This is a genomic window from Streptomyces sp. LBL, assembly GCF_029893585.1.
Lineage (GTDB): Bacteria > Actinomycetota > Actinomycetes > Streptomycetales > Streptomycetaceae > Streptomyces.
Genome location: NZ_JARXYX010000043.1, coordinates 47226 through 73152, shown reverse-complemented (window position 1 = coordinate 73152; position 25927 = coordinate 47226). Strand labels below are relative to the sequence as shown.

25 protein-coding genes are annotated in these 25927 nt (G+C 71.4%); 14 read left to right on the top strand and 11 right to left on the bottom strand.

Annotation, left to right across the window (positions count from 1 at the left end; translation table 11 throughout):
* Together M2271_RS37445 and M2271_RS37440 are read right to left on the bottom strand one after the other, a co-directional pair.
* A partial coding sequence (locus M2271_RS37445; RefSeq protein ID WP_280891930.1) for a maltotransferase domain-containing protein occupies positions 1-572 on the bottom strand: 572 nt, incomplete at its 3' end.
* Positions 573-648: 76 nt separating this feature from the next.
* A complete protein-coding gene (locus M2271_RS37440) occupies positions 649-948 on the bottom strand; it encodes a DUF5133 domain-containing protein (RefSeq protein WP_280891929.1) in 300 nt (99 codons plus the stop codon).
* 298 nt (positions 949-1246) lie between these two features.
* On the opposite strand from M2271_RS37440, the gene M2271_RS37435 reads away from it, so the two are divergent.
* Positions 1247-1759 (top strand): pep a2, encoded by a 513-nt coding sequence (locus M2271_RS37435; RefSeq protein ID WP_280891928.1) that lies wholly within the window; start codon positions 1247-1249, stop codon positions 1757-1759.
* Positions 1760-1782: 23 nt separating this feature from the next.
* Entirely contained in the window at positions 1783-3894 is a 2112-nt protein-coding gene (gene glgX / locus M2271_RS37430; RefSeq protein WP_280891937.1) for a glycogen debranching protein GlgX, read from the top strand.
* Positions 3895-4110: 216 nt separating this feature from the next.
* Here glgX and M2271_RS37425 read toward each other — a convergent pair whose 3' ends face one another.
* On the bottom strand, positions 4111-4914 hold the full coding sequence (locus M2271_RS37425; protein ID WP_280891927.1) for a VOC family protein: 804 nt from the start codon (positions 4912-4914) through the stop codon (positions 4111-4113).
* A 165-nt stretch (positions 4915-5079) separates the two neighbouring features.
* Here M2271_RS37425 and M2271_RS37420 point away from each other — a divergent pair, with 165 nt between their 5' ends.
* Positions 5080-5424 (top strand): ANTAR domain-containing protein, encoded by a 345-nt coding sequence (locus tag M2271_RS37420; RefSeq protein WP_280891926.1) that lies wholly within the window; start codon positions 5080-5082, stop codon positions 5422-5424.
* A gap of 57 nt (positions 5425-5481) precedes the next feature.
* On the opposite strand, the gene M2271_RS37415 is transcribed toward M2271_RS37420, so the two are convergent.
* Complete coding sequence (locus M2271_RS37415; RefSeq protein WP_280891925.1) at positions 5482-6273, bottom strand: RNA polymerase sigma factor SigF; 792 nt, start codon at positions 6271-6273, stop codon at positions 5482-5484.
* A 386-nt stretch (positions 6274-6659) separates the two neighbouring features.
* Here M2271_RS37415 and M2271_RS37410 point away from each other — a divergent pair, with 386 nt between their 5' ends.
* Positions 6660-7175 (top strand): hypothetical protein, encoded by a 516-nt coding sequence (locus tag M2271_RS37410; RefSeq protein ID WP_280891924.1) that lies wholly within the window; start codon positions 6660-6662, stop codon positions 7173-7175.
* A 40-nt stretch (positions 7176-7215) separates the two neighbouring features.
* Here M2271_RS37410 and hemC read toward each other — a convergent pair whose 3' ends face one another.
* From hemC to M2271_RS37390, 4 genes are all read right to left on the bottom strand, one after another.
* Positions 7216-8151 carry a hydroxymethylbilane synthase gene (gene hemC / locus M2271_RS37405; RefSeq protein WP_280891923.1) on the bottom strand — a complete coding sequence of 312 codons (936 nt, stop codon included), beginning with the start codon at positions 8149-8151 and terminating at the stop codon, positions 7216-7218.
* A gap of 282 nt (positions 8152-8433) precedes the next feature.
* A complete protein-coding gene (locus tag M2271_RS37400) occupies positions 8434-9210 on the bottom strand; it encodes an NPP1 family protein (RefSeq protein WP_280891922.1) in 777 nt (258 codons plus the stop codon).
* A gap of 142 nt (positions 9211-9352) precedes the next feature.
* Positions 9353-10333 carry an RNA ligase family protein gene (locus tag M2271_RS37395; protein WP_280891921.1) on the bottom strand — a complete coding sequence of 327 codons (981 nt, stop codon included), beginning with the start codon at positions 10331-10333 and terminating at the stop codon, positions 9353-9355.
* 233 nt (positions 10334-10566) lie between these two features.
* On the bottom strand, positions 10567-12048 hold the full coding sequence (locus tag M2271_RS37390) for an MFS transporter (protein WP_280891920.1): 1482 nt from the start codon (positions 12046-12048) through the stop codon (positions 10567-10569).
* A 190-nt stretch (positions 12049-12238) separates the two neighbouring features.
* Here M2271_RS37390 and M2271_RS37385 point away from each other — a divergent pair, with 190 nt between their 5' ends.
* The 9 genes from M2271_RS37385 to M2271_RS37345 all read left to right on the top strand — a co-directional run bounded on the left by M2271_RS37385 (position 12239) and on the right by M2271_RS37345 (position 20995).
* A complete protein-coding gene (locus tag M2271_RS37385) occupies positions 12239-12898 on the top strand; it encodes a TetR/AcrR family transcriptional regulator (protein WP_280891919.1) in 660 nt (219 codons plus the stop codon).
* A 30-nt stretch (positions 12899-12928) separates the two neighbouring features.
* Positions 12929-13651, top strand: a complete 723-nt coding sequence (locus M2271_RS37380) for a response regulator transcription factor (RefSeq protein WP_280891918.1) — start codon at positions 12929-12931, stop codon at positions 13649-13651.
* A 287-nt stretch (positions 13652-13938) separates the two neighbouring features.
* Positions 13939-15168 carry a cytochrome P450 gene (locus M2271_RS37375; protein WP_280891917.1) on the top strand — a complete coding sequence of 410 codons (1230 nt, stop codon included), beginning with the start codon at positions 13939-13941 and terminating at the stop codon, positions 15166-15168.
* A gap of 74 nt (positions 15169-15242) precedes the next feature.
* Positions 15243-15440, top strand: coding sequence for a ferredoxin (locus tag M2271_RS37370; RefSeq protein ID WP_280891916.1), 198 nt, complete (start codon positions 15243-15245; stop codon positions 15438-15440).
* Positions 15437-16645, top strand: coding sequence for an FAD-dependent oxidoreductase (locus tag M2271_RS37365; RefSeq protein WP_280891915.1), 1209 nt, complete (start codon positions 15437-15439; stop codon positions 16643-16645). Before M2271_RS37370 ends, M2271_RS37365 begins: the two co-directional genes overlap by 4 nt.
* Before the next feature lie 200 nt (positions 16646-16845).
* The gene (locus tag M2271_RS37360) at positions 16846-17367 is read left to right on the top strand and encodes a MarR family transcriptional regulator (protein WP_280891914.1); all 522 of its coding nucleotides are present in this window, start codon (positions 16846-16848) and stop codon (positions 17365-17367) included.
* A 347-nt stretch (positions 17368-17714) separates the two neighbouring features.
* Positions 17715-18095 (top strand): hypothetical protein, encoded by a 381-nt coding sequence (locus M2271_RS37355; protein WP_280891913.1) that lies wholly within the window; start codon positions 17715-17717, stop codon positions 18093-18095.
* A complete protein-coding gene (locus M2271_RS37350) occupies positions 18092-18559 on the top strand; it encodes a peroxiredoxin (protein ID WP_280891912.1) in 468 nt (155 codons plus the stop codon). The genes M2271_RS37355 and M2271_RS37350 overlap by 4 nt, the downstream gene beginning before the upstream one ends.
* Positions 18560-18622: 63 nt before the next feature.
* Entirely contained in the window at positions 18623-20995 is a 2373-nt protein-coding gene (locus M2271_RS37345) for a SpoIIE family protein phosphatase (RefSeq protein ID WP_280891911.1), read from the top strand.
* A gap of 66 nt (positions 20996-21061) precedes the next feature.
* Here the strand turns inward: M2271_RS37345 and M2271_RS37340 are convergent, their stop codons facing one another.
* On the bottom strand, positions 21062-21892 hold the full coding sequence (locus tag M2271_RS37340; protein ID WP_280891910.1) for an aldo/keto reductase: 831 nt from the start codon (positions 21890-21892) through the stop codon (positions 21062-21064).
* Positions 21893-22102: 210 nt separating this feature from the next.
* Here M2271_RS37340 and M2271_RS37335 point away from each other — a divergent pair, with 210 nt between their 5' ends.
* The gene (locus M2271_RS37335) at positions 22103-23077 is read left to right on the top strand and encodes a TauD/TfdA family dioxygenase (RefSeq protein ID WP_280891909.1); all 975 of its coding nucleotides are present in this window, start codon (positions 22103-22105) and stop codon (positions 23075-23077) included.
* A 24-nt stretch (positions 23078-23101) separates the two neighbouring features.
* Here M2271_RS37335 and M2271_RS37330 read toward each other — a convergent pair whose 3' ends face one another.
* Together M2271_RS37330 and M2271_RS37325 are read right to left on the bottom strand one after the other, a co-directional pair.
* A complete protein-coding gene (locus M2271_RS37330) occupies positions 23102-24148 on the bottom strand; it encodes an LLM class flavin-dependent oxidoreductase (protein ID WP_280891908.1) in 1047 nt (348 codons plus the stop codon).
* Between the two features lie 191 nt (positions 24149-24339).
* Entirely contained in the window at positions 24340-25842 is a 1503-nt protein-coding gene (locus M2271_RS37325) for a metallophosphoesterase (protein ID WP_280891907.1), read from the bottom strand.
* Between the last annotated feature and the right edge of the window lie 85 nt (positions 25843-25927).

Genomic DNA, 25927 nt, shown 5'->3' with positions numbered 1-25927 from the left:
GGCAGCGGGTGCGAGGCGGTGACCAGTTCCCGCAGCGGATGCCGGGACAGCACCGCGTCCACCTCCGGCGTCAACGCCGCCGCGAGACGGGCCGCCACGGGCAGCGAGTCGTCGCGCAGCACCTCCGCGGTGCTCAGCAGCGCATCCTGGCCCGGCCCCCGCGGCACCCCGGCCGCCGCCTTCTCGTGCAGGTCGGCGCCGTCCTCCAGGACCAGGCCGGTGTCGATGCCGGCCGGAACCTTGACGCGGGCCGTGCGGCGCCACGTGGACAGCGGATCGCTCCACGCCTCCACGCGGTAGGTCCAGCGGCCCACGACGTCCGGGGTGACCTCGGCGCCCCAGCGGTCCGAACCGGGGGCCGACTCCCGCATCGGTGTCCACGGACCGTGCCGGCCCTCGGGGTCCGTCAGGACGACGTTGGCGGCGACCGCGTCATGACCCTCGCGGAACACGGTGGCGGTGACCTCGAACGACTCGCCGACGACCGCCTTCGCCGGACGCCTGCCGCACTCCACGGCGGGTCTGACGTCCCGGACCGGAATGCGGCCGATGGCCGCCGGTATCGGACTCATATGGAACACCTCCGCCCTGCTCGACTGGGGCCGGGCGGGTGACCCGGCCGGGAAACGAAGCTGCGCCGGAAGGTGTCTACCTCCCCGCGGGGGACCGCCGACGCGTTGCCGGCGGGCGTCGTCCGGTGACCGTCCGCGGACCGAACCGTTTGCTCTCCGCCCGGAGGTAGGAGACGAGGGTGGACCGCAGATAGCGTTCGGCGGCGTCCGCGGCTTCGCGCGCGCACCGCTTCCCCATCAGTACGCAGAGGGCGTAGCCCGAGTCCTCGAAGGTGGTCCGGATCCGGCGGTCCGCGGGGGCCGCGAGCATCATGCGTTCCCACGCCCGGTATCGCCGCAGTTGCCGGGCCACTTTCGATTTGGCCGGTAGCAGCATGTGCCGTTCACCTTCCAGGGCTCGATGGCACGTCTCCCGACCGTCGGGCGGCAGCCGCGCGACGACCAGCGCGGACCCGTTACGGACATCGAGTTATTCACACATGGTGCACGCGTCATGACTCACCGTCCTGTTGGAACTTCAACCACCTCAGGCGTGTGCTCGTGTTGCACGAATGGCGTAGCACCCCCACGCTGGAGGTGACTCAGAAGCGATCAGTGCTCACGCTTCGCGTTCGGGGCCTGGCCCCGCAGGGACGAGGAGGAGCGAGAGCTTCGCCGGTGAGGAGCCAACGACCATGAACACCGCAGTCCCCTGCTACTACCACCTCGACGTCGAGGTCAGCGCCGAACGGGTCGGACAGGTCAAGCGCATTCTGGCCGCCCACCTCCGCCACTGGGACCTGGAGAACCTGGTCGAGCCCGTCTGTCACGGAGCCGAACTGCTGCTGAAGGCCATCGACCAGCACGCCACCGACAAGAACACCTCGATCGAGATGTGGTGGAACCGCCAGCACCTCATCACCGCCATCGGCGAGAACGACCACGACCTGCGCCCGGACCAGGATCTGCGCGGCTGTCTGGAGCGCATCGCCGCCATGAGCGACGGCTGGGGGTGCTGCGCCACCGGCACCGGCAGCAAAGTCATCTGGTTCTCGCAGCGCGCCCGCGCCGCCGAACGCGTGCCACTCGTGCCCACCGCCCCCGCGCCCAGCCTGCGCGAGGTGCTCCAGGTCCCACGCGAGATACTGACCGCCACCCTCGCCGGGCCGGCGATCACCCCGGACGGCGTCCTGGAGTACGCCCGGTGACCACGCGACCACGCCGGAAAGGGGTGCCCGCGTGGAGCGGGCACCCTTACCCGTTGGGGGCCGCCCACGACGGCAAGGGCACCAACTTCGCCCTGTTCAGCGAGGTCGCCGAGCACGTCGAGCTGGTCCTCGTCGACGACGACGGCGAGCACCGACGCGTCCCGATGGCCGAGGTCGACGGGTTCGTGTGGCACTGCTATCTGCCCGGCATCGGACCGGGGCAGCGTTACGGCTACCGGGTGCACGGCCCCTGGCAGCCGTCCCTCGGCCACCGGTGCAACCCGAGGAAACTGCTCCTGGACCCGTACGCCCAGGCGGTGGACGGGCAGGTGGACAACCACGCCTCCCTCTTCGAGCGCGCGGACGGCCCTTCCCGGTCCGACAGCGCCGGGCACACCATGCTCGGCGTGGTCACCGATCCGGCCTTCGACTGGGGCGACGACCAGCCGCTGAGGCGGCCGTACGCCGACAGTGTGATCTACGAGGCGCACGTCCGGGGCCTCACCCGCGCCCACCCGGACGTCCCGCCGGAACTGCGCGGCACCTACGCCGGCCTCGCGCACCCCGCGGTGGTCGAGCACCTGACCTCGCTCGGCGTGACCGCTCTCGAGCTGATGCCGGTGCACCAGTTCGTGCAGGACGGCGTGCTGAGGGACCGCGGACTGTCCAACTACTGGGGCTACAACACGATCGGTTTCTTCGCCCCGCACAACGCCTACGCCGCCCACGGCACCCGCGGCGGGCAGGTCACCGAGTTCAAGGCGATGGTGAAGGCGCTGCACGCGGCCGGCCTCGAGGTGATCCTGGACGTCGTCTACAACCACACCGCCGAGGGCAACGAGAAGGGCCCCACGCTCTCCTTCCGGGGCATCGACAACGCCTCCTACTACCGCCTGGTGGACGGTGACTGGGGCCACTACTACGACACCACCGGCACCGGGAACAGCCTTCTGATGCGGCACCCCTACGTGCTGCAGCTGATCATGGACTCGCTGCGGTACTGGGTGACCGAGATGCATGTCGACGGGTTCCGCTTCGACCTCGCGGCCACGCTGGCCCGGCAGTTCCACGAGGTGGACCGGCTGTCGGCGTTCTTCGACCTGATCCAGCAGGACCCGGTGATCAGCCGCGTCAAGCTGATCGCCGAGCCGTGGGACGTGGGGGAGGGCGGCTACCAGGTCGGCAACTTCCCGCCGCTGTGGTCCGAGTGGAACGGTAAGTACCGGGACGCCGTACGGGACTTCTGGCGGGGTGACGAGCACACGCTGGGTGAGTTCGCCTCCCGGCTGACCGGCTCCCCGGACCTGTACCAGCACAGCCGGCGCCGCCCGCGCGCCAGCGTCAACTTCGTGACCGCGCACGACGGTTTCACCCTGCGGGACCTGGTCTCCTACAACGACAAGCACAACGAGGCCAACGGCGAGGACAACCGGGACGGCGAGAGCACCAACCGCTCCTGGAACTGCGGCGCCGAGGGTGAGACCGACGACCCGGCCGTCCTGGACCTGCGGGCGCGCCAGCAGCGCAACTTCCTGGCCACGCTGCTGCTCTCGCAGGGCATCCCGATGCTCGGTCACGGCGACGAACTGGGCCGCACCCAGCGCGGCAACAACAACGCCTACTGCCAGGACAACGAGGTCTCCTGGCTCGACTGGCAGTTGACGCAGGAGCAGCGCGACCTCGTCGAGTTCACCCGGCACGTCATCGCTCTGCGCGCCGCCCACCCGGTGCTGCGCAGGCGCCGCTACTTCCGCGGGGAGACCGCGCCCCACGCGGGCCGGCCGCTGCCCGACCTGGTGTGGCTGCTGCCGGACGCGCGCGAGATGCACGAAGAGGACTGGCAGCGTTCCGACGCCCACTCGGTCGGCGTCTTCCTCAACGGTGACGCCATCGCCGAACCCGGCCCGTGCGGGGAGCCCGTCGTCGACGACTCCTTCCTGCTCCTGCTCAACGGCTACTGGGAGCCGGTGAAGTTCCGGCTGCCGGACGTGACGTACGGCGAACGCTGGACGACGCTGATCGACACCGCCGAGCCCCGAGGCGCCGACGAGGCCGAACATCAGGCAGGCATCCTCATGACCGTCGAGCCCCGCAGTCTGGTCCTCCTGTCGAGACCCTCCCGCCCCGCCGCGTGACCCACGGCAGGCTCCGCCGCGCTTCTTGGGAGACGGATCGAGTCCGGGCGATGCGCGGGTGGTGGGCATCGCCGCTGGTGGCCGTCCGCGCGGGGCTGGGTGGTCCGGTCGGTGGTGCCTGCGCGGGTGACCGGGGTGGTCGCTGTTCTGTCCGGTCCGTGGTGGCCGCCTGCGCGGGGCCGGGTCGGCCGGTCGGCTCTCCAGCGGGGGGAGCCGTCAGCGCTCGCGGCGTGAGGTCACGGTGAACTGGGCGCCGTCCGGGTCGCGCAGTACGGCCTCGGCGTTGCCCTTCGACAGCACGCTGCCGCCGTTGATCTCCGCGGCCCGGGTGCAGGCCGCGACGTCAGCGACCGCGAAGTGGACCTGCCAGTGCGGTCGGATGGTCGGGTCGGGCGCCGACCCCAGCGCTCCTGACTCGATCCGGGCCACGATGTCCCCGCGGCTGCGCAGCACGACCTCGCCGCCCTCGTAGTGGACCTCGCAGCAGCCGGGCCGCTCCGACGCCCAGTCGAGGACCTCGCCGTAGAAGATGGCGGCGTCGAAGGCGTCGCGGGTGTGGAGCCGGATGAAGGCCGGCTGAGCCTCGCGCCAGCTCTCCCAGTTGGCGAAGAGCTCTCCCTCCCAGACGCCGAAGGTGGCGCCGTCCCGGTCGGCGAGCAGGGCCGCCCGCCCGGGCGGGAAGGACAGCGGCCCGACCGCCGCCGTACCGCCGCGCTCCTGCGCGCGTGATGCGGCCTTGTCTGCGCTGGGCACGGCGAAGTACGGCGTCCAGGCGACCGCCATCTGCCACATGCCGGCGACCGCCGCGATCCCGGCGACCGGTGTGCCGTCCGCCAGCGCCATCCGGAAACGGTCGCCGAGCTTCGCCGGCCGCCACTCCCAGCCGAGCACCGCCGCGTAGAAGTCCTCGGTCGCCTCCACATCGCGGCTGGTCAGGCTCACCCAGCAGGGCGCGCCGCACACGGAGTGCGTGGACATGACGTCCTTCGTGACGCTGGGGGGTCGCACGTCGTGGTTCATGAAGCGTGTCCTGCTCTCATCGGCCGGTGGCCACGGGCTCCCGTCCCAGTGTCCGGCCGGAACCGCCCCGGGCGCCTGCCGAGTACCCCGATGGGGGCGCCGAAACGGTGGCCCGAACGCGTCCCGTCCGGTGGCGCGGGCCCGCACGAGTGACAGGATAAAGACGTGTCGCGTGTACCGCACGAACCCGCCGACGATCCGGACCGCATCTTCGCGCTGCAGGAAGAGGTCGACCAGCTCAAGGAAGCCGTCGCCTCGCACGCTGTCGTGGACCAGGCGATCGGCATGGTCGTCGCGCTCGGCCGGGTGACGCCGGACCAGGGGTGGGAAGTGCTGAAGGACGTGTCCCAGCACACGAACATCAAGCTCCGCAACGTCGCCGAGCTGATCCTCATCTGGGGTCGCGCCGGAGAGATGCCCCCGGACATCCGCGTGCGGCTGGAAGACGCCCTGGACAGCTACGGCCCCACGCAGATCCCCGGAGCGCCGGTGGAATGGACGGAGCAGTGACGGCGGCGGTGGAGTGGACGGCGCAGTGACGGTGCCGGTACCGCTCAACCGGTCTCGTCAGCCGGTCTCGGCGAGGACCTCCTCGCGCAGCCGGTCGAAGCAGCCGCTGAGCAGCCGGGAGACATGCATCTGCGAGATGCCGAGCTGCTCCGCGATGCAGCTCTGGGTCATGCCCCGGAAGAAGCGCAGGTAGAGGATGGTGCGCTCGCGCTCCGGCAGCGCCTCGAGGCAGGGCCGGACCGCCACCCGGTCGACGACGGTGTCGAACCCCGGGTCCGGACCGCCGATCGCGTCCCCGAGAGCGTAACCGTCGGTGCCGGGCATCTCGGCCTCCAACGACAGAGCGGTGAAGCACTCCAGTGCCTCCATACCGGTGCGCGCCTCGCTGTCGCTCATGCCCGCGAACGCGGCGATCTCCTCCACATTCGGCGGCCGGCCGGACGTCGTCTGCGACAGCTCCTTCACGGCCTGCCGCACCCGGTTGCGCAGGTCCTGGACGCGACGCGGCACGTGCAGGGTCCACATGTGGTCGCGGAAGTGCCGCTTGATCTCGCCGGTGATGGTCGGCACGGCGTACGCCTCGAAGGCGCAGCCCCGTGCCGGGTCGTAGTGGCCGACGGCCTTGACGAGCCCGAGGGCGGCCACCTGGTAGAGGTCATCGAGGGACTCGCCGCGTCCCCGGAAGCGGACGGCGATGCGCTCGGCCATGGGGAGCCAGAGCTCGACCAGTTCGTCCCGCAGCGCCTTGCGCTCGGGGCTGTCGGGGAGCGCCGCGAGCCGTTCGAAGCCGGCGGCGGTGTCGGGGGCGTCGTCGTGCGGGTGCGGTTTCGTTCTGCCGGTGACAGGCATAACCGCGTGCCTCCCTCAGCAGGCGCTGGATGGACAGACACAGGGGAGCGCGGGCAGGGACTGTGCGGAGTGCAGCCGGGGCCCGGCGGGCCGGCTACCGCGGATGTGCCTCCTGTCCGAAGCACGTAAGGCAACATTCCCGGCATAAGGGATCCTGAAACCATTCTCCTCTCTCCTGGGCCGACCGGCCCGCTGACCGTGCGGCTGGAAAGTGATGTGCGGCACGCGCGCGGAACCGGCCGTCCGCCCGGTTGGTGAGTTCTTCCTGCGCAGGGCTTGATCGCCGATCAAAGAGAGGAATTCGCTGGCCACAGTGCATTCTGCTCATTTGACAGTGCGCTGAGCACACAGATAGGAAGCAGCTCTCTGGGGTCGAGAGGTGGACTGTGTACGAGCCGAACGTGGTCGGGGACTGGCAGGAGTACGACGCGCACGCCGGTCTGCGTGTCCGCGTCCATCGTCTGGAAGCGGCCGAGCCGCCGCGCGGACGGGACGACGCCGCCGAAGGGCTCACCTATTTCCGGGTCCGCGTCACCGTCGAGAACCGGGGCGCGCGGCACTTCGGGATCCACCTGGAGGACGGACAGATCGATGTGCGGATCGGCCCCGACGGGGAGAGCGCCTTCGTCGACTGGCGCAACTCGCAGTTCATCGAGGGCTTTGACGTCTACCCGCTGCGCCGGGCGACCGCCCTGCTGTACGCGGCCGGTCCGGAGGCGTCTTTGAGTCAGGTGGACGTTCAGGTGCAGCTGCGGGTCGACGAGGAATGGGCCGAGCGCCGGCTGTGGGCGGGGGGTATCGGACTGCACGAGGGGGCCGTCGGCACCGGCCCGGTGCGCGAAGGTCTCGCCTGCCAGGTCAGCAACTTCCTGCGGGACCAGGCCGAAGAGGGCACCGCCTGACGCGGCCCCCGCCTCGGACGTACTCCTGCGGCGGCCCCGCTCAGTGCGGGATGCCGTCGATGATCTCGCGGGCGCCCTGCCGCAGCAGTTCCACGGCGACCGAGGTGCCGAGCGTCGCCGGGTCGAGTCGGCCGGCCCACTCGTGAGCGTTCAGTCGGGTCTTGCCGTCGGGGGTGAACACACAGGCTCGCAGCGACAGTTCGCCACCGCGGTCCATGCGCGCGTACCCGGCGATCGGGCTGTTGCAGTGTCCCTGCAGGACGTGCAGGAACATGCGCTCGGCGGTGGCCTCGCGATAGGTGTCCAGGTCGCCGAGCGCGGTGACCGTGTCGATGGTCTCGGAGTCGCCCTCGCGGCACTGGAGGGCGAGGATGCCCGCGCCGATCGGCGGCATCATCGTCTCGGGGGAGAGGATCTCGCTGATCACGTCCCGCCGGTCGATGCGCTCCAGTCCGGACACCGCGAGCAGCAGCGCGTCCGCCTCTCCGGCCGCGAGCTTCTCCAGTCGCCGGTTGGCGTTGCCGCGGAACGGCACGCATTCCAGATGCGGGTGGGTGGCGGCGAGTTGGGCGACCCGGCGCACGGAGGAGGTGCCGATCCGGGTGCCGTCGGGGAGCTCGTCCAGAGTGAGCCCGTCCGGGTGGACGAGGGCGTCACGGATGTCGTCCCGCTTCAGGAACGCGGCGAACGTGGTGCCCGCCGGAAGCGGCCGGTCGGCCGGCACGTCCTTGACGCAGTGCACCGCGAGATCGGCCCGGCCGGCCAGCAGCGCTGCGTCCACCTCCTTGGTGAACGCGCCCTTGCCCTCGACCTGGGCGAGATCGCCCAGCCACTTGTCGCCGGTCGTCTTCACCGGTACGACCTCGGTGCGCACACCGGGATGCAGAGCGGCCAACTCGGCGCGGACGCGCTCCACTTGGGCGAGTGCCATCGGAGAGTCGCGGGAGACGATACGGATCAGTTCGGGCACGGGCATGCGGCCACGATAGACCCTCCGGGCAGTACGTCCGTGCACTACCGCTGCACTACCGTTCGGCTTCCGGACCTTGAGGCGGATCCCGTGCCCGGACGGTCGTTTCAGGACATCGGCCTACTGAGTTCGATCGAGCGCGCCACGGTGACGAGCACATCATCAAACGCACGGACACCGCCCTCGATGTCGGTGACGAGCGCGCCGCACGGGAGGGCCGGGATCGGGCGCGGGAGGGAACCCCGGGTTGCCCGGGGTCCTACGCCCCGCGCCCGATCCGGGCGCCCGTCAGGCGTTGGGGTCGAAGGAGATCCCGGAAGGCTTCGCCGACGCGAGGTGGTTGGCGAAGTTCCCGTCCTTCAGGCCGAAGTTGGCGCTGCCGAAGTCGTAGGCGCTCAGCTTGTCCCGCAGGCCCGCGGGGTAGCCGTTCCAGCCGACCAGGGACGGGTACTGCCAGGCGCCCTTGTGGTTCTCCGGCGGCTCGTCGCCGGAGCTCGCCAGCCGGAAGCAGTGCGTGCCGATGCCGTCCTTGTGGTAGACGATCTTCGCGTGAGTGCCGTCGAAGCGCACCGCGGAGGCCGCGCTCACCGTGAACGAGCCGTGGTTGGACGTGGAGACGTACTGGACCTGGTTGTTCTGCACCCACACGACGACGTGTTCCCAGTCGTTGCGGTGCCCGCCGATGCTGCTGCCCGCCAGGGCCTGGTCCTTCTCGAAGTACAGGCCGTACATGTAGGCGCACCAGCCGTTGTTGCACTTGTAGCGCGAGTAGCCGTTGGTGTTGTCGAGGTCCGAGGCGTCATGGCAGTTGCCGTTGAGGGCGCCGGTCGGGTTGAGGCCGCCGTTGACAGTGCCGTCGGGGCCGATGGCGGGCGTGGGGTAGCAGCCGTCCGTGTCGTAGTCGAAGGCCGGCTGAAAGGTCTTCTCTGTGGCTTCGGCGTTAACGGACAGTGCCTGTGGCGGGGCGGCGAAGGCGACGGTGGGGAAGGCGACGACGAGGGCGGCGGCGCCGGCCAGGCCGGTGAGCCATCTCCTGCGGTGTGCCTTGAACGACGATGATGACACTGCGTCCTCCTTATGTCCGGGCGCAGCCCAACGGCTGTGGGGGGCAGGGGAGTTCAGCTTCCCGGGTTTTCATGTCCGCGCCAAGAGTGCGCGGGCGTCTCTCTGGTTACGGCAGCCCCAACAGTCGGATCTTGAGGTGCCGTCAGATCAGGTCGTCCGGCAGATCGGCCGCCGACTCCTCGGGTGCGAGGTCCGGCCGCAGTCGCAGCCAGGACGGCTGGCGCAGCAGGCCCGCCCGGGTACGGGTGCTGTAGCGGACCTCGCCGACCAGCCGGGGCAGCACCCAATGGGCGCCCGCGACCGGCGGAACCGGGTCGAAGGGGCACACGTCGGTCGCGGCGGTCCGCAGCAGCGCGCCGAGCTGCTCGCGCTCGGGCTCGCTCCAGCCGGTGCCCACCCCGCCGACGTAGCGCAGGCGACCCGCTGCGCGCTGCCCGACCAGCACCGCGCCCGGCAGGCCCGTCAGCCGTCCCCTGCCGGGCAGCCAGCCGCCCACGACGACGTCCTCGCTGCGCATGTTCCGGATCTTGATCCAGGCCCGGGAGCGGACCCCGGGTCGGTACGCGGAGTCCAGCCGTTTGCAGACCAGGCCCTCCAGCCCGTGCTCACGGGTGGCCCGCAGGGCCTGCTCGCCGTGGCCGACCAGGGCGCCCGGAGTCGACCAGTAGGGGCCGGTCAGGCCCAGTTCCTCCAGCTGTGTACGCCGACGGGTGTAGGGGAGGGCGACGAGGGATCGCCCTCCCAGGTGCATCACGTCGAACAGGACGAGGTGGACGGGCACATCCGCCGCCCTGCGTGCCGCCCTGCCGGGCGACTGCACGAGACCCATGCGGGACTGCAGCAACGGGAAGTCGGCGTGCCCCCGTTCGTCCAGCGCCAGCACCTCCCCGTCCAGCACGGCGGGCGTCGTGCCGAGCGCGCGGCCCAGCGACAGCAGCTCGGGGTAGGCGACGGTGACGACCTCTCCGGACCGGGCGCGCAGCACCACGCCGCCGTCCCCGTCGAGATAGACCACCACCCGCTGGCCGTCCTGCTTCGTCTCGTACGCCCAGCGCGCGTCCTGCGCGGCGGACGGCAGGGTGCCGGGCGTGGCGAGCATGGGCGGGATCAACGGGAGGTTCACGGGTCAGATGTGGACCCTCCCGCCCGTCGTCACGCGCGCCGATCGCCGGTTTCCCCTGAACGGCGTCCTCCACGGGTGTCACCCGGTGTCACCCGGTGTCACCCCGGGCGGGACACGGGCCGTCGGATGATGCCGCCGTCCGCGCGCAGCACCTGGCCGTCGACCCAGCGGCAGGCCGGGGCTGCCAGGAGCGACACACCGGCCGCGCCCGGCCCCGGGCGCCCGGCCGGTCCTCAGTTCGCCGCGGGCGCGTTGGCCGCCGGTTCCCCGGCCTTCGGCGCCGCGGTCGGTATCACGGCGGGCCGTTGCCGGGGGATGAAGGCGGCGATCGCGAAGGCGAGCAGAGCGGCGCCCGCGCCGACCGCCATGACCGTCCGGAACGCTTCCTTCGTCGGCAGGGCGAAGCCCCCCAGGCTGACGGTCATCTGGGAGAGGATGACACCCGCGATGGCGCTGGCCACCGACGTACCGATGGACCGCATCAGGGTGTTGAGGCTGTTCGCGGCGGCCGTCTCGCTCGCGGGCACCGCGCCCATGATCAGCGCGGGCATCGAGCCGTACGTGAAGCCGATGCCGGCACCGATCACGCAGGAGACCATCACCAGGTGCCAGACCTCGGACATCAGCACGATGTTCAGGCCGTACCCGCAGGCCACGATGACCGCGCCGATCATCAGCGTCACCTTCGGTCCCCTGGCCTTGGAGACGGCGGCGGAGACGGGGGCGGTCGCCATCATGACCAGGCCGGACGGTGCCATCACCAGGCCGGCCGTGAGCAGCGACTTGCCCAGGCCGTAGCCGGTCCGCTCCGGCAGCTGGAGCAGCTGCGGAAGAACCAGCGACATCGCGAACATCGAGAAGCCGATCGCCACCGAGGCCAGGTTGGTGACCAGCACCTGACGGCGGGCGGTGGTGCGTAGGTCCACCAGCGGCTGGGTGGTGCGCAGTTCGAAGACGCCCCAGGCCAGCAGGACGAGTACGGCCGCGGCGATCAGACCGAGCGTGGTGCCGCTGGTCCAGCCCCAGTCGGCGCCCTTGGAGATCGCCAGCAGCAGACACACCAGACCGGTCGCCATGCCGAGCGCGCCGACCAGGTCGAAGCGGCCACCGGTACGCACCCGCGACTCCGGCACGAAGGCGACGACGAGCACCAGGGCGATCACGCCCATCGCGGCGGAGGCCCAGAACAGGACGTGCCAGTCGAAGTTGTCGGCGATCAGGGCCGCCGTCGGCAGGCCGAGGGCGCCACCGACGCCGAGGGAGGCGCTCATCAGCGCGGTCGATCCGGCCAGCCGCTCGGCGGGCAGTTCGTCCCGCATGATGCTGATGCCCAGCGGGATCACGCCGGAGGCCAGGCCCTGCAAGGCCCGGCCGATGACCATCGGGACCAGGGCGTCGCTGAGCGCGCAGGCCACCGAGCCGATCACCAGCATCACGACGCTGACCATCAGCATGCGGCGCTTGCCGTACATGTCACCGAGGCGGCCCATCACCGGGGTGGCCACCGCCCCCGCCAGCAGGGTCGCGGTCACCGTCCAGGCGGTGTCGGAGGCCGGGGCGTCCAGCAGCCGGGGGAGGTCCGGCACGATCGGGATCACCAGGGTCTGCATCAGCGCGACGACGATGCCGGAGAAGGCCAGCACGGCCACCACGGCGTTGGGTCTCGGCGCGGCGGGGCCCCCGGTGCCGGCGGATGGGGCAAGGGCGTCGGACATGCGTGGCCTCCAGGGGCGTGAAGAGAGAGAAGCGTGCCAGAATTAAGGCAGCTGCTTGACTTAGCTTAGAGGCTACGCCGGGCTGCGTACGCTTCCGTCACTGGAAGAGTGCCGCCCGGGCGGCGGACCTGCGGCGGTTCCACGGGACTGGCCGGCGCGGGATGTGGCAAGTCCTGGTGCGGTGGTGAGCATGGCGGGCAGGACGGTACGGGCCGAACAGGTCAGCGTGACACGGGAGTTGATTCTGACCGCCGCGGAGCGGCTGTTCGCCGAACGCGGTGTGTACACGGTCTCCAACCGCCAGGTCAGCGAGGCCGCGGGCCAGGGCAACAACACCGCGGTCGGCTACCACTTCGGCACCAAGACCGACCTGGTCCGGGCGATCATCCGCAAGCACGCGGAGCGGATCGAGGAGATCCGCACCCGGCTGCTGGCCGCCGTCGGCGACTCCACCGACGTACGTGACTGGGTGGACTGTCTGGTGCGTCCGGTGCCCGAACACCTCGCGGCGCTGGGCAGTCCCACCTGGTACGCGCGGTTCTGTGCGCAGGTGATGACCGACCCGGCGCTGAGGCGGCTGATGGCGGAGGAGTCCCTCTCCTCGCCCTCCCTGCGGCAGATCGTCGAGGGGCTGAAGCGCTGCCTGCCCGAGATGACGGACGAGGTGCGTGTCGAACGCGGCGACATGGCCCGTCATCTCATCGTGCACGTCTGCGCCGAGCGGGAACGCGCCCTGGCCGAGAACACCCCCACACCCCGGTCCAGCTGGCACGACGCCACCATCGGGCTCGTGGACGCGGTCGTCGGGATGTGGCTGGCGCCGGTCACCGGCGGAACGCGAATTACTTGAGTTAGGCAAGCAGTAAGGTAGGGTGAGCGCATGTACGGCAGTACCCGTGAGAAACCGGCGCCGGCCCGCGGGGCCGGGCAGCACCTCCTGCTCGTCGTCGGTGAGCCGGACATCGCCGAACTGCTCTCCACCACCCTCGAACTGGCGGGCTACCGCATCACCGTGGTCGGCAGCGGAGCCGAGGCGCTGGCGCTGCTCGCCGAGCGCCGGTTCGACCTGCTGGTCGTCGACGCGACCCTCCCGGACATGGAGGGCCTCGGCCGCGACCGGCCGACCGTCACCGACCGCCCCCCGGTGCTCCTGCTGATGGTGTGCGAGTCCCTGGACCGGCTGGTGCCCGAACTCGGCCTGGGGGAGCGGGACTACGTCACCAAGCCCTTCCGGGTGGCCGAGGTCCTCGCCCGGGTGCAGGTCCTGCTGCGCGGACCGGGCCTCCGGCGGGCCCGCGCCGGCGCGCTGGGCTACCGCGACCTGGTCCTGGACGACACCCTGTGCGAGGCGCGGCGCGGTACGCGGGCGCTCGACCTCACGCCGGCCGAGTACCGGCTGCTGCGCCATCTCCTGGTCAACGCGCACCGGGTGCTGTCCAAGGAGCAGATCGGCCGCTATGTCTGGGGCGACCACCGTGGCGACAACGCCATCGAGCAACTCGTCTCCCGGCTGCGCCGCAAGGTGGACCGGGACGCGCCCGTCCTGATCCACACCCGCCGGGGCTTCGGCTACTGGCTCGGCGGTGCCGACGCCGGGTCCTGAGCGTCGGAGAGCAAACGCGCCGAGGGTGTCCGTCGGCGCTCTGCGGCTTGCCCTGGCGGCCGGTGCACAGGCAGGTGTCCCCGGGGCTCTCGTCTCCCCAACTTCCGTACCAATAAGGCGGCTTGCCATGTCCTGAAATCGACCGTGATCTAGGTCACGTCAGCTTTCCGTCAGGAAACTGACCGGTTGACGTCAGCCCGCTCTGTTTGCGTGTGCTCATCGAGACCTCGACCCCATCACCCCGGCGCTCCGCCCGGCCGGCGGAGCCCCCCACACCGAGGAGAACCATGGCCGACATCCTGACCGGCAGCGACCCCGAAGCGGCCGCACCGGTCCTCGAGTTCCCGATGGCCAGGGCGGCGGGCTGTCCCTTCGACCCGCCCCCGGCCCTCCAGGCCCAGCAGGACGAGGCCCGGCTCGTGAAAGTCCGCCTCTGGGACGGCAGTACGCCCTGGATGGTGACCCGCTACGAGGACCAGCGCACCCTGCTCCTGGACCCCCGCGTCAGCGCCGACATCACCAGCCCCGGATATCCGCACCAGGCGCCGTCCAACGGCAAGAACACCATCAGCTTCATCCTCATGGACGACCCCGAGCACGCCCGCCTGCGGCGCATGGTGACCGCGCCGTTCGCCGTGAAACGCGTCGAGGCGCTGCGGCCCGGCGTGCAGAAGATCGTGGACGACCTGATCGACGACATGCTCGCCGCCGGCGGACCCCTCGACCTGGTCGAGGCGTTCGCCCTGCCGGTGCCCTCGCTGGTGATCTGCCAGCTGCTCGGAGTGCCGTACGCGGACCACGACTTCTTCCAGGAGAACAGCAAGACCCTGATCAAGCGGGACGCGGCCATCGAGGACCGGATGGCCGCCCATGGAAGGCTGGTCGACTACCTCGACGACCTCATGGGCCGGAAGATGGCCGACCCCGGCGACGACCTGCTCTCCGGTCTCGTGGAGCGGGTCGAGGCGGGCGAGCTGACCCGGCTGGACGCCGCCCAGATGGGTGCGCTGCTGCTCCTGGCCGGCCACGAGACGACCGCCAACATGATCGCGCTCGGCACCGTGGCCCTGCTCGAGAACCCGGACCAGCTCGCCCTGTTGCGTGACAGCGACGACCCCAAGCTGGTCGCCTCGGCGGTGGAGGAACTGCTGCGCTACCTCAACATCGTGCACGGCGGCCGGCGGCGGGCCGCCCTGGAGGACATCGAGATCGCCGGGCAGGTGATCCGGGCCGGCGAGGGCATGATCATGCCCAACGACATCGCCAACCGCGACCCCGCGGCCTTTCCCGACCCCGACCGGCTCGACATCACGCGCGACGCCCGCCGGCACGTCGCCTTCGGGTTCGGCGTCCACCAGTGCCTCGGCCAGCCGCTGGCCCGCATGGAGCTCCAGGTCGTCTACAGCACCCTCTACCGCCGTATCCCGACCCTCCGGCTCGCCGCCGAGGTGGACAGCCTGCCGTTCAAGCACGACGGCTCGATCTACGGCGTCTACGCACTCCCCGTCACCTGGTGACTTCCGCACCGACGGCCGGCCCTTCACTGAGCCCCGTGCAAAGACCCCCACAGAGAACGAACGAGGTACAGATCATGCGTGTGGAACTGGACGAGCCGAAGTGCGTCGCGTCGGGTCAGTGCGTGATGGCCGCCCCCGAGGTCTTCGACCAGCGTGACGAGGACGGCATCGCCTTCCTGCTGGTCGAGAAGCCCCCGGCGGACTCCCTCGACGACGTGCGTGAGGCCGTGGCGATCTGCCCGGCCGCCGCCATCCGGTTGGTGGATCAGTGAGGCGTGTTGTCGTCGTCGGTGCCTCGGCCGCCGGACTCGCGGCGGCCGAGACCCTCCGTCGCGAGGGCTACGACGGCACGCTCACCCTCGTCGGCGACGAGCCCCTGGCTCCCTACGACCGACCGCCGCTGTCCAAGCAACTCCTCGCCGCGGAGTGGGAGGCGGACCGGCTGACTCTGCGCACGCCGGACGACCTGGGCGCGCTCGGCCTCGACCTGCGCCTCGGCGTGGCCGCGACCGGACTCGAACTCGTCGGCCGCACAGTGGAGTTGGCCGACGGTTCCGAAGTGCCCTACGACGGGCTGATCGTGGCCACCGGCGTCCGCCCGCGTCGACTGCCCGGCGCGGGCGCGCATGTCCTGCGCACCCTCGACGACGCTCTGATGCTGCGGGAGGGGCTGGCGCCGGGACGGCACCTGGTCGTGGTGGGCGCCGGCTTCCTCGGCGCGGAGGCCGCCGCCGTCGCGTGGCGCCTCGGTGCCCGGGTGACCCTCCTCGAACCCGCCCCGGTGCCGCTGGCCCACGCCGTCGGCGCCGAGGTCGGCGAGGTGCTGACCCGGGCCCATCTGGACCGGGGTGTGGATCTGCGCTGCGGGGTCACCGTGACCGAGGTGACCGAGGACGGGGTGCGGCTCGCGGACGGCGAACTGATCGAGGCCGACGAGGTGCTGGTCGCCATCGGCTCACTGCCGAACACCGAGTGGCTGGAGGGCAGCGGCCTGGCGCTCGGTGACGGGGTGATCTGCGACGAGTACTGCGAGGCCGCCTGGGGATCCCCCGGGCCGAAGGCTGGGGGAGTGTACGCGGCCGGTGACGTCGCGCGCTGGCACAACCCGCTGTTCGGTACCTCGATGCGCATCGAGCACCGCACCAACGCCGCCGAACAGGGCATGGCCGCAGCACGCAACCTGCTCCGTCCTGAGGCCCGCAAGCCGTTCGCCCCGGTGCCGTACTTCTGGTCCGACCAGTACGACATGAAGATCCAGGCGTACGGCTTCCTGCGGGGCCACGACGAGGTCGGCGTGGTGGAGGGTGACCTGGCGGAGCGCCGGTTCGTCGCCGTGTACCGCACCGGCGACCGGGTGAGCGGTGTCCTCGCGGTCGGGATGCCGCCGAAGGTGATCCGGCTGTGGCGGCAGGCCGTCGCGGCCGGAGCGGCGTGGCATGAGACCGTTCGCGCGGAGGTCGCGGCGAGCGAGGTCTGATCGAAGGAGACCTGATCGGAAGAGGCCGACGCCTTCGCAGGCGTCGGCCGCACGTCGTGACCGGCCCACGTCGTAACCGGCCCACGTCGTGACCGGCTTGGGCTTTGCGGAGCGGTCGATGTCTGTACACGGGCCGTACTCCGCGTCAACGCGCACAGTAAATTACTTGAGTTACGCAACAAGATGGTAAAGTGGCTCGCATGCCCACACAGCCGCTCCCCGGCATCCCCGCATCCCCGGAAGTCACCGAGATCGAGCGGGCGCTCACCCGGATCACGTACCTGAGCACACGCGCCCGGCAGCACGAACGGCTCATGGCCCTGGCCGACGTGCCGCTCGACCGGGCCGCCGTGGCGCTGCTGCGTCAGGTCGCCGATTCCGAGCCGCTGCGGCCGGGGGAGCTGGCCAACCGGCTGGGCGTGGAGGCCTCCCACGTCACGCGCACCGCGCAGCAACTGCAGAAGTCGGGGTACGTCACCCGTGTCCCCGACCCGCAGGACCGCCGTGCCCAGCGCATCCAGCTCACCGAGACCGGCCGGCAGGCCATCGCCCGTATCCGGGACGTGGGCGCCCGAGGCATGGAGCTGGCCCTGGCCGACTGGTCGCCCGAGGAACTGCGGCAACTCGCCACGCTCTTCCACCGCATGGTCGACGACTTCCTGTCCCACGCCGCCGACGACGAGACCGACCCGCGGCCGGCAGAACCGGCCGGCACCGCCTGAACCGCCGGTCCTCCGGCCGACAGCGGCTGTCCGCGGCGCCCTCCGCGCCCACGGCGCCCGCGGCGCCCTCCGTGACCACCGTGCCCACCGCCGCCCCGGCCCCCGGCTGGTCGGACTGCCCGACCAGCCGGGGGCCAACCCGCTCGGCCTGACCCCCGACCGTCCTCGCGGTCGGCCCGCTCCTGCGCGAACCGATCCTCGCCCACTTCCGCGCCCCGACGATGGCAGCCCCGAACGCCTGCACACCGGGCACGCACATCCGGCGTTCCCCGACGGACAGGGGCCCGGCGGGCACCTGAGGTTTACCGTCCAGTAATATCGCGCGGCAGGTCACCTGAGGAGGAACCGTGCTCCGGTCCGAACGCTCACCCCTGCTGCTCGCCGGCCTGTTGGCCACAGCGGGCGTCACCCATTTCGCCGCTCCCCGCTCCTACGACGCGACCATCCCGAACGGCCTTCCGGGATCGCCCCGGGCCTGGACGTACGCGAGCGGCGTCGCCGAACTGGCGCTGGCCGCGGGCGTGGCCCTGCCGCGGACCCGGCGCAGGGCCGCGCTGGCCACGGCCGCGTTCTTCGTCGGGGTGTTCCCCGCCAACGTCAAGATGGCCCTGGACTGGCGGCACCGCCCCGCCCCGCTGAAGGCCGCGGCCTTCAGCCGGCTGCCCCTTCAGGTGCCCCTCGTCCTGTGGGCGCGCGGCGTCGCCGGGAACGGGGAGGGCCGGTCATGAGCGGACGTACGGAGGTGGGCGTCACGGTCGAGGACTTCGAGCTGCCGGACGAGACCGGCACGCCGCGCAGCCTCACCGGACTCCTCGCCGACGGGCCCGTCGTGTTGTTCTTCTACCCCGCGGCTCTCACCGCCGGCTGCACGGCGGAGGCTTGCCACTTCCGTGACCTTGCCGCCGAGTTCGCCGCCGTGGGCGCCCGGCCCGTGGGCATCAGCGGCGACCCCGTCGAACGCCAGCAGGAGTTCGCCGGACAGCACAGCCTCGGCATGCCCCTGCTGTCCGACGCCGACGGGACGGTCCGGGAACGGTTCGGAGTGAAGCGGGGCTTCTCCCTCGCGCCCACCAAGCGGGCCACCTTCGTCATCGCCGAGGACCGGACCGTCCTGGAGGTCGTACGCAGTGAACTGCGGATGAACGCCCACGCCGACCGGGCCCTCGACGCACTGCGCGCCCACCGGAAGTGACTCGGGGGCTCCTGTTGCGCATCGCGCTTGAAGCGGTGTGACAAAGGGGCCATCCTGGACAATATGGAGCACGTCTCCGCTGCGGCGACCACGGATGCCCAGGGCATCGTGACGGGGTGGAGCGAGGGTGCCCGGCAGCTGACGGGCCACACGGCCGAGGAGGTCGTGGGACGCACGGCGCGGGAACTGCTCGCCGAGGACCCGCCGGACAGAGCCGTGGCGGAGCTGGCGGGCGCCGTCGTCCTCCGACACCGGGACGGCGCCCTCGTCACCCTCGCCCTGCGGGCGCACCCCGTGTTCGGCGCGGACGGCGCACCGAACGGCTATGTGATCACCGAGCAGCCCGGCGAGCGGGAACCGCCCTTCACCGGGCAGCCCGGCGAGCGGGAAGCGACCCTCGCCGAGCAGGCCTTCGAGCAGGCGTCGGTGTCGATGTCCGTCTTCGACACCCGGCAGCGCTACCTGCGCCTCAACGGCACGGCCTGCCGGGTGATGGGTGTCTCGGAGGAGACCCTGCTCGGCCGACACTTCCCCGAGTCCGTCGAGGACGCCGAGGCCAACCGCGGCTTCCAGCGCAATCTGCGCCACGTGGCCGAGACGGGCTGGCCCGTCCGCTACGAGAGCTTCACCGGCGCCCCCTCCCTCAACCGGGAACACGCCTGGAGCATCGAGATGTGGCCCGTGCGGAACCCTTCCGGCGAGGTGACCGGGGTCGCTCTCGCGGCGCTCGACAGCACCGAGCAGTACTGGGCCCGGCAGCGGCTGGCCATGCTGGACGAGGCGGCGGCGGCCCTCGGCACCACCCTGGATGTGGTGCGCACCGCCGAGGAACTGGTCGGGCTCCTCGTCCCGCGGTACGCCGACTTCGCCAGCGTGGACCTGCTGGAGTGGGTCCTCGGGGCGGACGAGCCACCGACGGCCCTGGACAGTGAGATCGTCCTGCGCCGTGTCGCCCACGGATCCGTCACCGAAGGCACCCCGGAGGCGGCCGTGCACCTGGGCGAGGTGGATGTCTACCCCGCCTACTCGCCGCCCGCGCGAGCGCTGCGGCAGGGCCGGGCGGTCCTCAGCCAGGCGGGCGAGCCCGGCTTCGTGCGCTGGGTCGCCGAACGCAACACGCGGGCCCCCGCCGGCCGCTCCCACCGCAGGGGCGTCCACTCGATGCTGGCCGTGCCGCTGCGGGCCCGCGGCACCACCCTGGGCGTCGCCGTCGCCGTCCGCATCGCCCACCCGGACGACTACGGCGAGGACGACGACGTCCTGGCCGGGGAACTCGCCGGCCGCGCCGCCGTCTGCATCGACAACGCCCGCCGCTTCGCCCGGGAACGCACCACCGCCCTGGCTCTCCAGAACAGCCTGCTGCCCCGCGGCCTGCCCGGACAGGCCGCGGTCGAGGTCGCCCACCGCTATCTGCCCTCCGGCTCGCTGGCCGGCATCGGCGGCGACTGGTTCGACGTCATCCCCCTCTCCGGCAGCAGGGTCGCCCTGGTCGTCGGCGACGTCGTCGGACACGGCATCCCGTCCTCGGCGACCATGGGCCGCCTGTGCACGGCCGTGCGCACCCTCGCCGACGTGGACCTGCCACCCGACGAGCTGCTCACCCATCTCGACGACCTGGTCACCCACCTGGACTCCGGCGACCGCGAGGACGAGGTCGCGGAACTCGGCGCCACCTGCCTCTACGCCGTCTACGACCCGGTCTCCCGCTCTCTCACCCTGGCCTCCGCCGGTCATCCGCCGCCCGCGCTGGTGCTGCCCGACGGCACGGCGAGCCTCGTCCCGCTCGCCGCCGGCCCACCGCTCGGCGTCGGTGGCCTGCCGTTCGAGGCGACCGAGCTGGAGCTGCCCGAGGGGGCGGTCGTCGCCCTGTACACGGACGGACTCGTCGAGGACCGCGACCGCGACGTCGACCACTCCACCGAGGAGCTGTGCCGCGCCCTGACCGCCCGCACCGACACCCTCGACGCCCTGTGCGACACGGTCCTGAAGGCCGTACTGCCGGAGGAACCCAGCGACGACGTGGCCCTGCTGCTCGCCCGTACCCGGGCGCTGGGCGGGGACCGCGTCGCCACCTGGGACGTCACCCCGGACCCCGCCCAGGTGGCCGCCACCCGGCAGGACGCCACCGAGCAACTCGCCGCGTGGGGACTGGACGAGGCGGCCTTCGTCACCGAACTCGTCGTCAGCGAACTGGTCACCAACGCGATCCGGTACGGCGAACCGCCCATCCAGCTGCGGCTGATCCGCGACCAGACCCTCATCTGCGAGGTCTCCGACGGCAGTTCCACCTCACCGCACCTGCGCCGGGCGCACGCCTACGACGAGGGAGGCCGCGGCCTGCTCCTGGTCGCCCAGCTCACCCAGCGCTGGGGCAGCCGGCAGACCGGCGGCGGCAAGACGATCTGGGCCGAACAGTCGCTGACGCCGGAGTTCTGATCACCCGGACGGGCAGCACGGGTTCGGCGCGCGCTCGGAGAACAGCGTGCCGTGCGGCGCACGGCGTCAGAACTCCTCGTGTGTCTCCGGGTCCCCGCCGACGCGCCGGTGGGGGCGGTCCGCGATCGCCTCCACCTGGGCGGGGCTCAGTTCGAAACCGAAGACGTCGAGGTTCTGGCGCCGGCGCTCGGCGTTCGCCGACTTCGGGATGGGAAGCGCCCCCAGCTGGATGTGCCAGCGCAGGACGACCTGGCCCGGTGTCACGCCGTGGGCCTCGGCGGCGGCCGCGACGGCGGGGTCGTCGAGCAGGGCTGTGCCCCGGCCCAGCGGGCTCCAGCTCTCGGTCACGATGCCCTTGCCGGCGTGGAAGGCGCGCAGCTCGTCCTGCGGGAAGAAGGGGTGCAGCTCGATCTGGTTGACGGAGGGCAGGACGCCGGTCTCCTTCTCCAGCCGCTCGATGTGACCGGCGGTGAAGTTGGAGACGCCGATCGAGCGGACGAGGCCCTCCTCACGGAGCTTGATCATGGCCTTCCAGGAGTCGACATACCGGTCGACGCGTGGGAGCGGCCAGTGGATCAGGTACAGGTCCACGTAGTCGAGGCCGAGGCGGGCGCGGGACTCCTCGAAGGAGGCGAGGGTCTTCTCGTAGCCGTGGTGCCGGCCGGGGAGCTTCGTCGTCACCACGACCTCCTCGCGGGGCACCGAAGCGGCGGCCACACCGCGACCGACGCCGGTCTCGTTGCGGTAGTTCGTCGCCGTGTCGACGAGCCGGTAGCCCGTCTCCAGGGCGTCGCGTACCTCCCGCTCCGCCTGGGTGTCGTCCATCGGCCAGGTGCCCAGACCGAAGGCGGGGATCGTCGTGCCGTCGTTGAGGGTGTACGTCGGGATGCTGCTCACTGCCGGACCTTCCCTTGACTGTGTCGTACCCCCACCCTCACGGACGGGGCGCGGGGCGATCAACCGGACGGGCCAGAACGAACACAGGCGTCCAGCTGAAGGGGCCATGACCGTACGACGCCCTGTCGCCCCACAGGGCAAACACTGTCACGATCTTCAGGGAGCCGGCCCGGACCGGCCGGTGCGGACGGACGGATCATCGGAGCGCGTATGACGACGGACAGGGCCACTGCGGACCGCTCGGACGAGACCACGGGGATCGAGGCGAACCCGGTCGCCGGACACATCGGCGCCGAGATCACGGGTGTCGACCTGGCCGGCGATCTCGACGACGCCGTGGTCGCCGCGATCCGCGCGGCGGTGCTGCGCTGGAAGGTGGTGTTCTTCAGGGGGCAGCGACTCGACCACGCCGGGCAGGTGGCGTTCGCGCGACGCTTCGGCGAACCGGTGGTGCAGAGCAGGCGCGGCAGCGCCTCCCCGCAGGACTTCCCGGAGATCGAGACGACCGCCGACCGGCTGGAGCTGGGCGGCAGGTTCGGCATGGAGCACGAGGAATGGCTGCGCCGCCGGCGGCACAGCCTGCTGCGCGGCTGGCACTGCGACCACGGCGCCCGCATCGACCCGCCGGCCGCGACGATCCTGCGTGCCGAGACTGTCCCGCCGTACGGCGGCGACACCACCTGGTCCAATCTGGCGGCCGCGTACGACGGACTCTCCGGCCCGGTACGGGAGTTCGTGGACGGGCTCCGGGCGGAGCACCGGCTCGGCGTCGGCTATCAGCCGAGGACCGGCGACGACGCGTACGTCCGGCATCTGCTGGACCACCAGGTCGCCTCCCTGCACCCGCTGGTGCGGGTCCACCCGGAGTCCGGGGAGCGGATCCTGTACGTCAACGGCTACTACGTCGAGCAGATCGCCGGCCTCTCCCGGGCCGAGAGCGCCGCGATCCTCGAGATGCTGCTGGAGCAGGCGACCCGGCCCGAGTACACGGTCCGCTTCCGCTGGGAGCCGGGCAGCGTGGCCTTCTGGGACAACCGGGCCACCATCCATCTCGCGCCCGGCGACAACGCCCACCTCGACTTTCCCCGGACCATGCACCGGGTGATGCTCGCCGGGGACGTTCCGGTCGGCGTGGACGGAAAGCCGTCGGAGCCGATGGCCGGCACCGCATCCGGGCGCTGGTGACCTACAGGACCGGACGCGGGCTTTTCAGACGCCCGGCTGCCAGCCCAGGGCGGGCCCGAGCCTGGTCGCCATGTCGGTGAGGATCTGCACGTAGTCCTCGTGCTCGAAGGTGAACGGCAGCGCGAACGCCACCTCGTCGACCTCGCGGAACGCGGCGTGTGCGTGGAGCCGTTCGGCGATCTCGTCCGAGGTGCCGACGATGTCGGGCGCGAACATCAGCCGGGCGGGACCCTGCGGTGCGGCGGTACGAGGGGTGCGGGCAGCCGCGTACTCCTCGTACTTCGCGCGCTGTCCGGGAGAGGCGGAGTCGGTGGGGATGACGACGAGGCCCTGGGAGACGCGGGCGCCCTCGCCGTCGGGGTGGGCGGCCCGGAAGGCGCGGATGTGGGACAGCTGGATCCCGGCGAAGTCCGGTGTCCCCTCGGCCTCTTCGGCCTCTTCCGCCTCTTCCGCCTTGACGACACTGCTGACCAGGAAGTTCATACCGTGCTCACCGGCCCAGCGCGCCGAACCGAGACTGCCGCCGCCGTACCAGAGGCGGCGGCCCAGACCAGGGGAGTGGGGCTGTACCCGGTCGGAGAACACCTCGAAGCCCTCGACCCCGCTGAAGTCGGTGGCCGGCTCGCCCCGCACGAAGTCCAGCAGTCGCCGCACCCGTTCGTAGCTGAAGTCCTCGGTGTCCGCCGTGTCGGGATACAGCGCGCCCTTGAGCTGGTCGTAGTGCATCGGCGGGCCCACGCTCACTCCCGGGTTGAGGCGCCCGCCGGAGAGCAGGTCGACGGTCGCCAGGTCCTCGGCGAGGCGCAGCGGGTTCTCCCAGCCCAGCGGGATCACGGCGGTGCCGAGTTCGATCCGGCTGGTGCGCTGTGAGGCCGCCGCCAGGACCGCGACGGGGGAGGAGATGCCGTACTGCAGATGGCGGTGGCGCAGCCACGCGCTGTCGAAGCCCAGCCGCTCACCCAGCTCGATGATCTCCAGAGTGGACTCGTGGCCCCGGCGCGGATCCGCCTCGTCGAACAGGCCGATGGTCAGGAATCCCAGCTTGCGCAACGGGCGTGAGGTGGGCGGCACGGGCTCCTCCGGCGTTCTTCGATCATGGCGTACGTGGCGTACGTGGCGTACGTGGCGTACGTGGCGTACGAAAGTGCCAACCGGACCGTGCGGGGAAGTGTTCCCCAGCCAGGTCAGGCCCCTTTCCTGTCAGGCCCGTCCCGTCAGGCCCCTGTCCCGTCAAGACAGTGGCCCGTCAGCTCCGTGCCCCGTCAGGCAAGCGGAATGGTCACCTCGTCCTCGACCGGCGGGTCGATCTCCTGGGCGAGGTTCCCGGTGGCGGCGTGGCAGCGCAGCCGGATCGCCTCCGGGGTGACGTCCAGGCGCAGGAAACACTTGAAGAACGGTGGGCTGTACGTCGTCGAGCTCGGCGAGAACAACTGCGTGTAGATCTTGCGGACCGGGAGGCGGAACCGCGAGGTGCGGTCGGGGCGGCCCCCGGCGCCCAGGAGACTGGCCACCAGCCGGATGCGCGGGGTGACCCGGGCGGCCTCGCCGGGGGTGCGGGTCGGCGGGATGCCGAGCCGTTCGGCGATCACGGCCGTCGCCTCGGCCTCGGTGAGGGTGAAGAAGCGGCGCAGCCGCAGCCGGCGGCCGTAGAGCCTGCTGTAGAAGGCGAGGGAGTCACCACGCAGCGGGTAGCAGCGGAAGTCCTTCTCGGCGATGTCGGCGACCGAGACGCGGGGGATCGTGTGGGTGGCGTGCATGAACGCCCCGCCGCCGCCCGAGACGACGTACTGGAGGGTGCGGCCGTCCACCTGCACCGGATAACGCTGGTAGTTGTGGATGTCGCCGCCTATCGCGGCCACGTAGTGGTGGTGGGGATCGCGGACGATGTCGTCGACCGTGCCGCCGCCCTCTATCGGGCAGGGGTGGTGCTCGCCGTCCACGTACAGCGGCGAGCCGGTGATGAGGATCTTCGGGCGGGAGCCCCGGGAGACCTCGCGGAGCCAGGCGCCCTGCTCGGCGTCGAGGGTGCCCAGCAGTCCCGTGTCGATCCCTATGATCCGCACCGGTCCGGCGTCCACGGCCCAGTACGGGCCCGGTTGCACGGCCTGTTGGGCCTGCGCGGCACGCAACCGGCGGGCCTGGTCGAGGTGTCGGCCGTCGTGCGGGTGCGGTCGGTGCCACAGCAGGGACCGCAGCCAGGCCCGGGTGAGGGGGCGCGGCGCGGGCTCGGGAGCCGGAGGAGGGGCGTCGTCGCAGAAGACGCGCATGAAGGCGCCGAGGTCCTCATACCAGTCGTGGTTGCCGGGTATCGCGTAGATCGGCGCCCGGTAGTCCTGGTACGGGCGGAAGAACTTGGTGCCGTAGTCGTCGGCGCTGCCCACCGGATAGATCACGTCACTGGCGATCACGGCGAACCGGGTGTCCTGACCGACCTTCAGGAAGCCCGGTACGACGGCGTACTGGGAGTCGTCGCCCTCGCCCGTGTCACCGATGACCATGAAGGAGAACGTGTCCGGGTCGTCGCGCCGGATCACCTTGTCGGCGGGGGCGCCGGCCGCCGCCCGCTGGGCCGCCCACCGGCTGCGGGTCCGGCCCGTGGGGTCCCCGAACCAGGAGGCCAGTACGCCGTTGCGGGCGGCCCACAGCGTCTTCGGGTTCAACCAGGAGATTTTCTCGACCTTGGACGGCATCAGCCGCCGGTACCGGCCGTGTTCCGCCGTACCCCAGCCGGCGCCTTCGGCGGTATCACGTGAGGAGTCAGACACCGGTGCACCGTAACAACGAGCTGGAACCGGCCGGGAGGGACCCCGACCCGGACCGGGCGCCGCCGGGCCCCGACACCGTCACTGC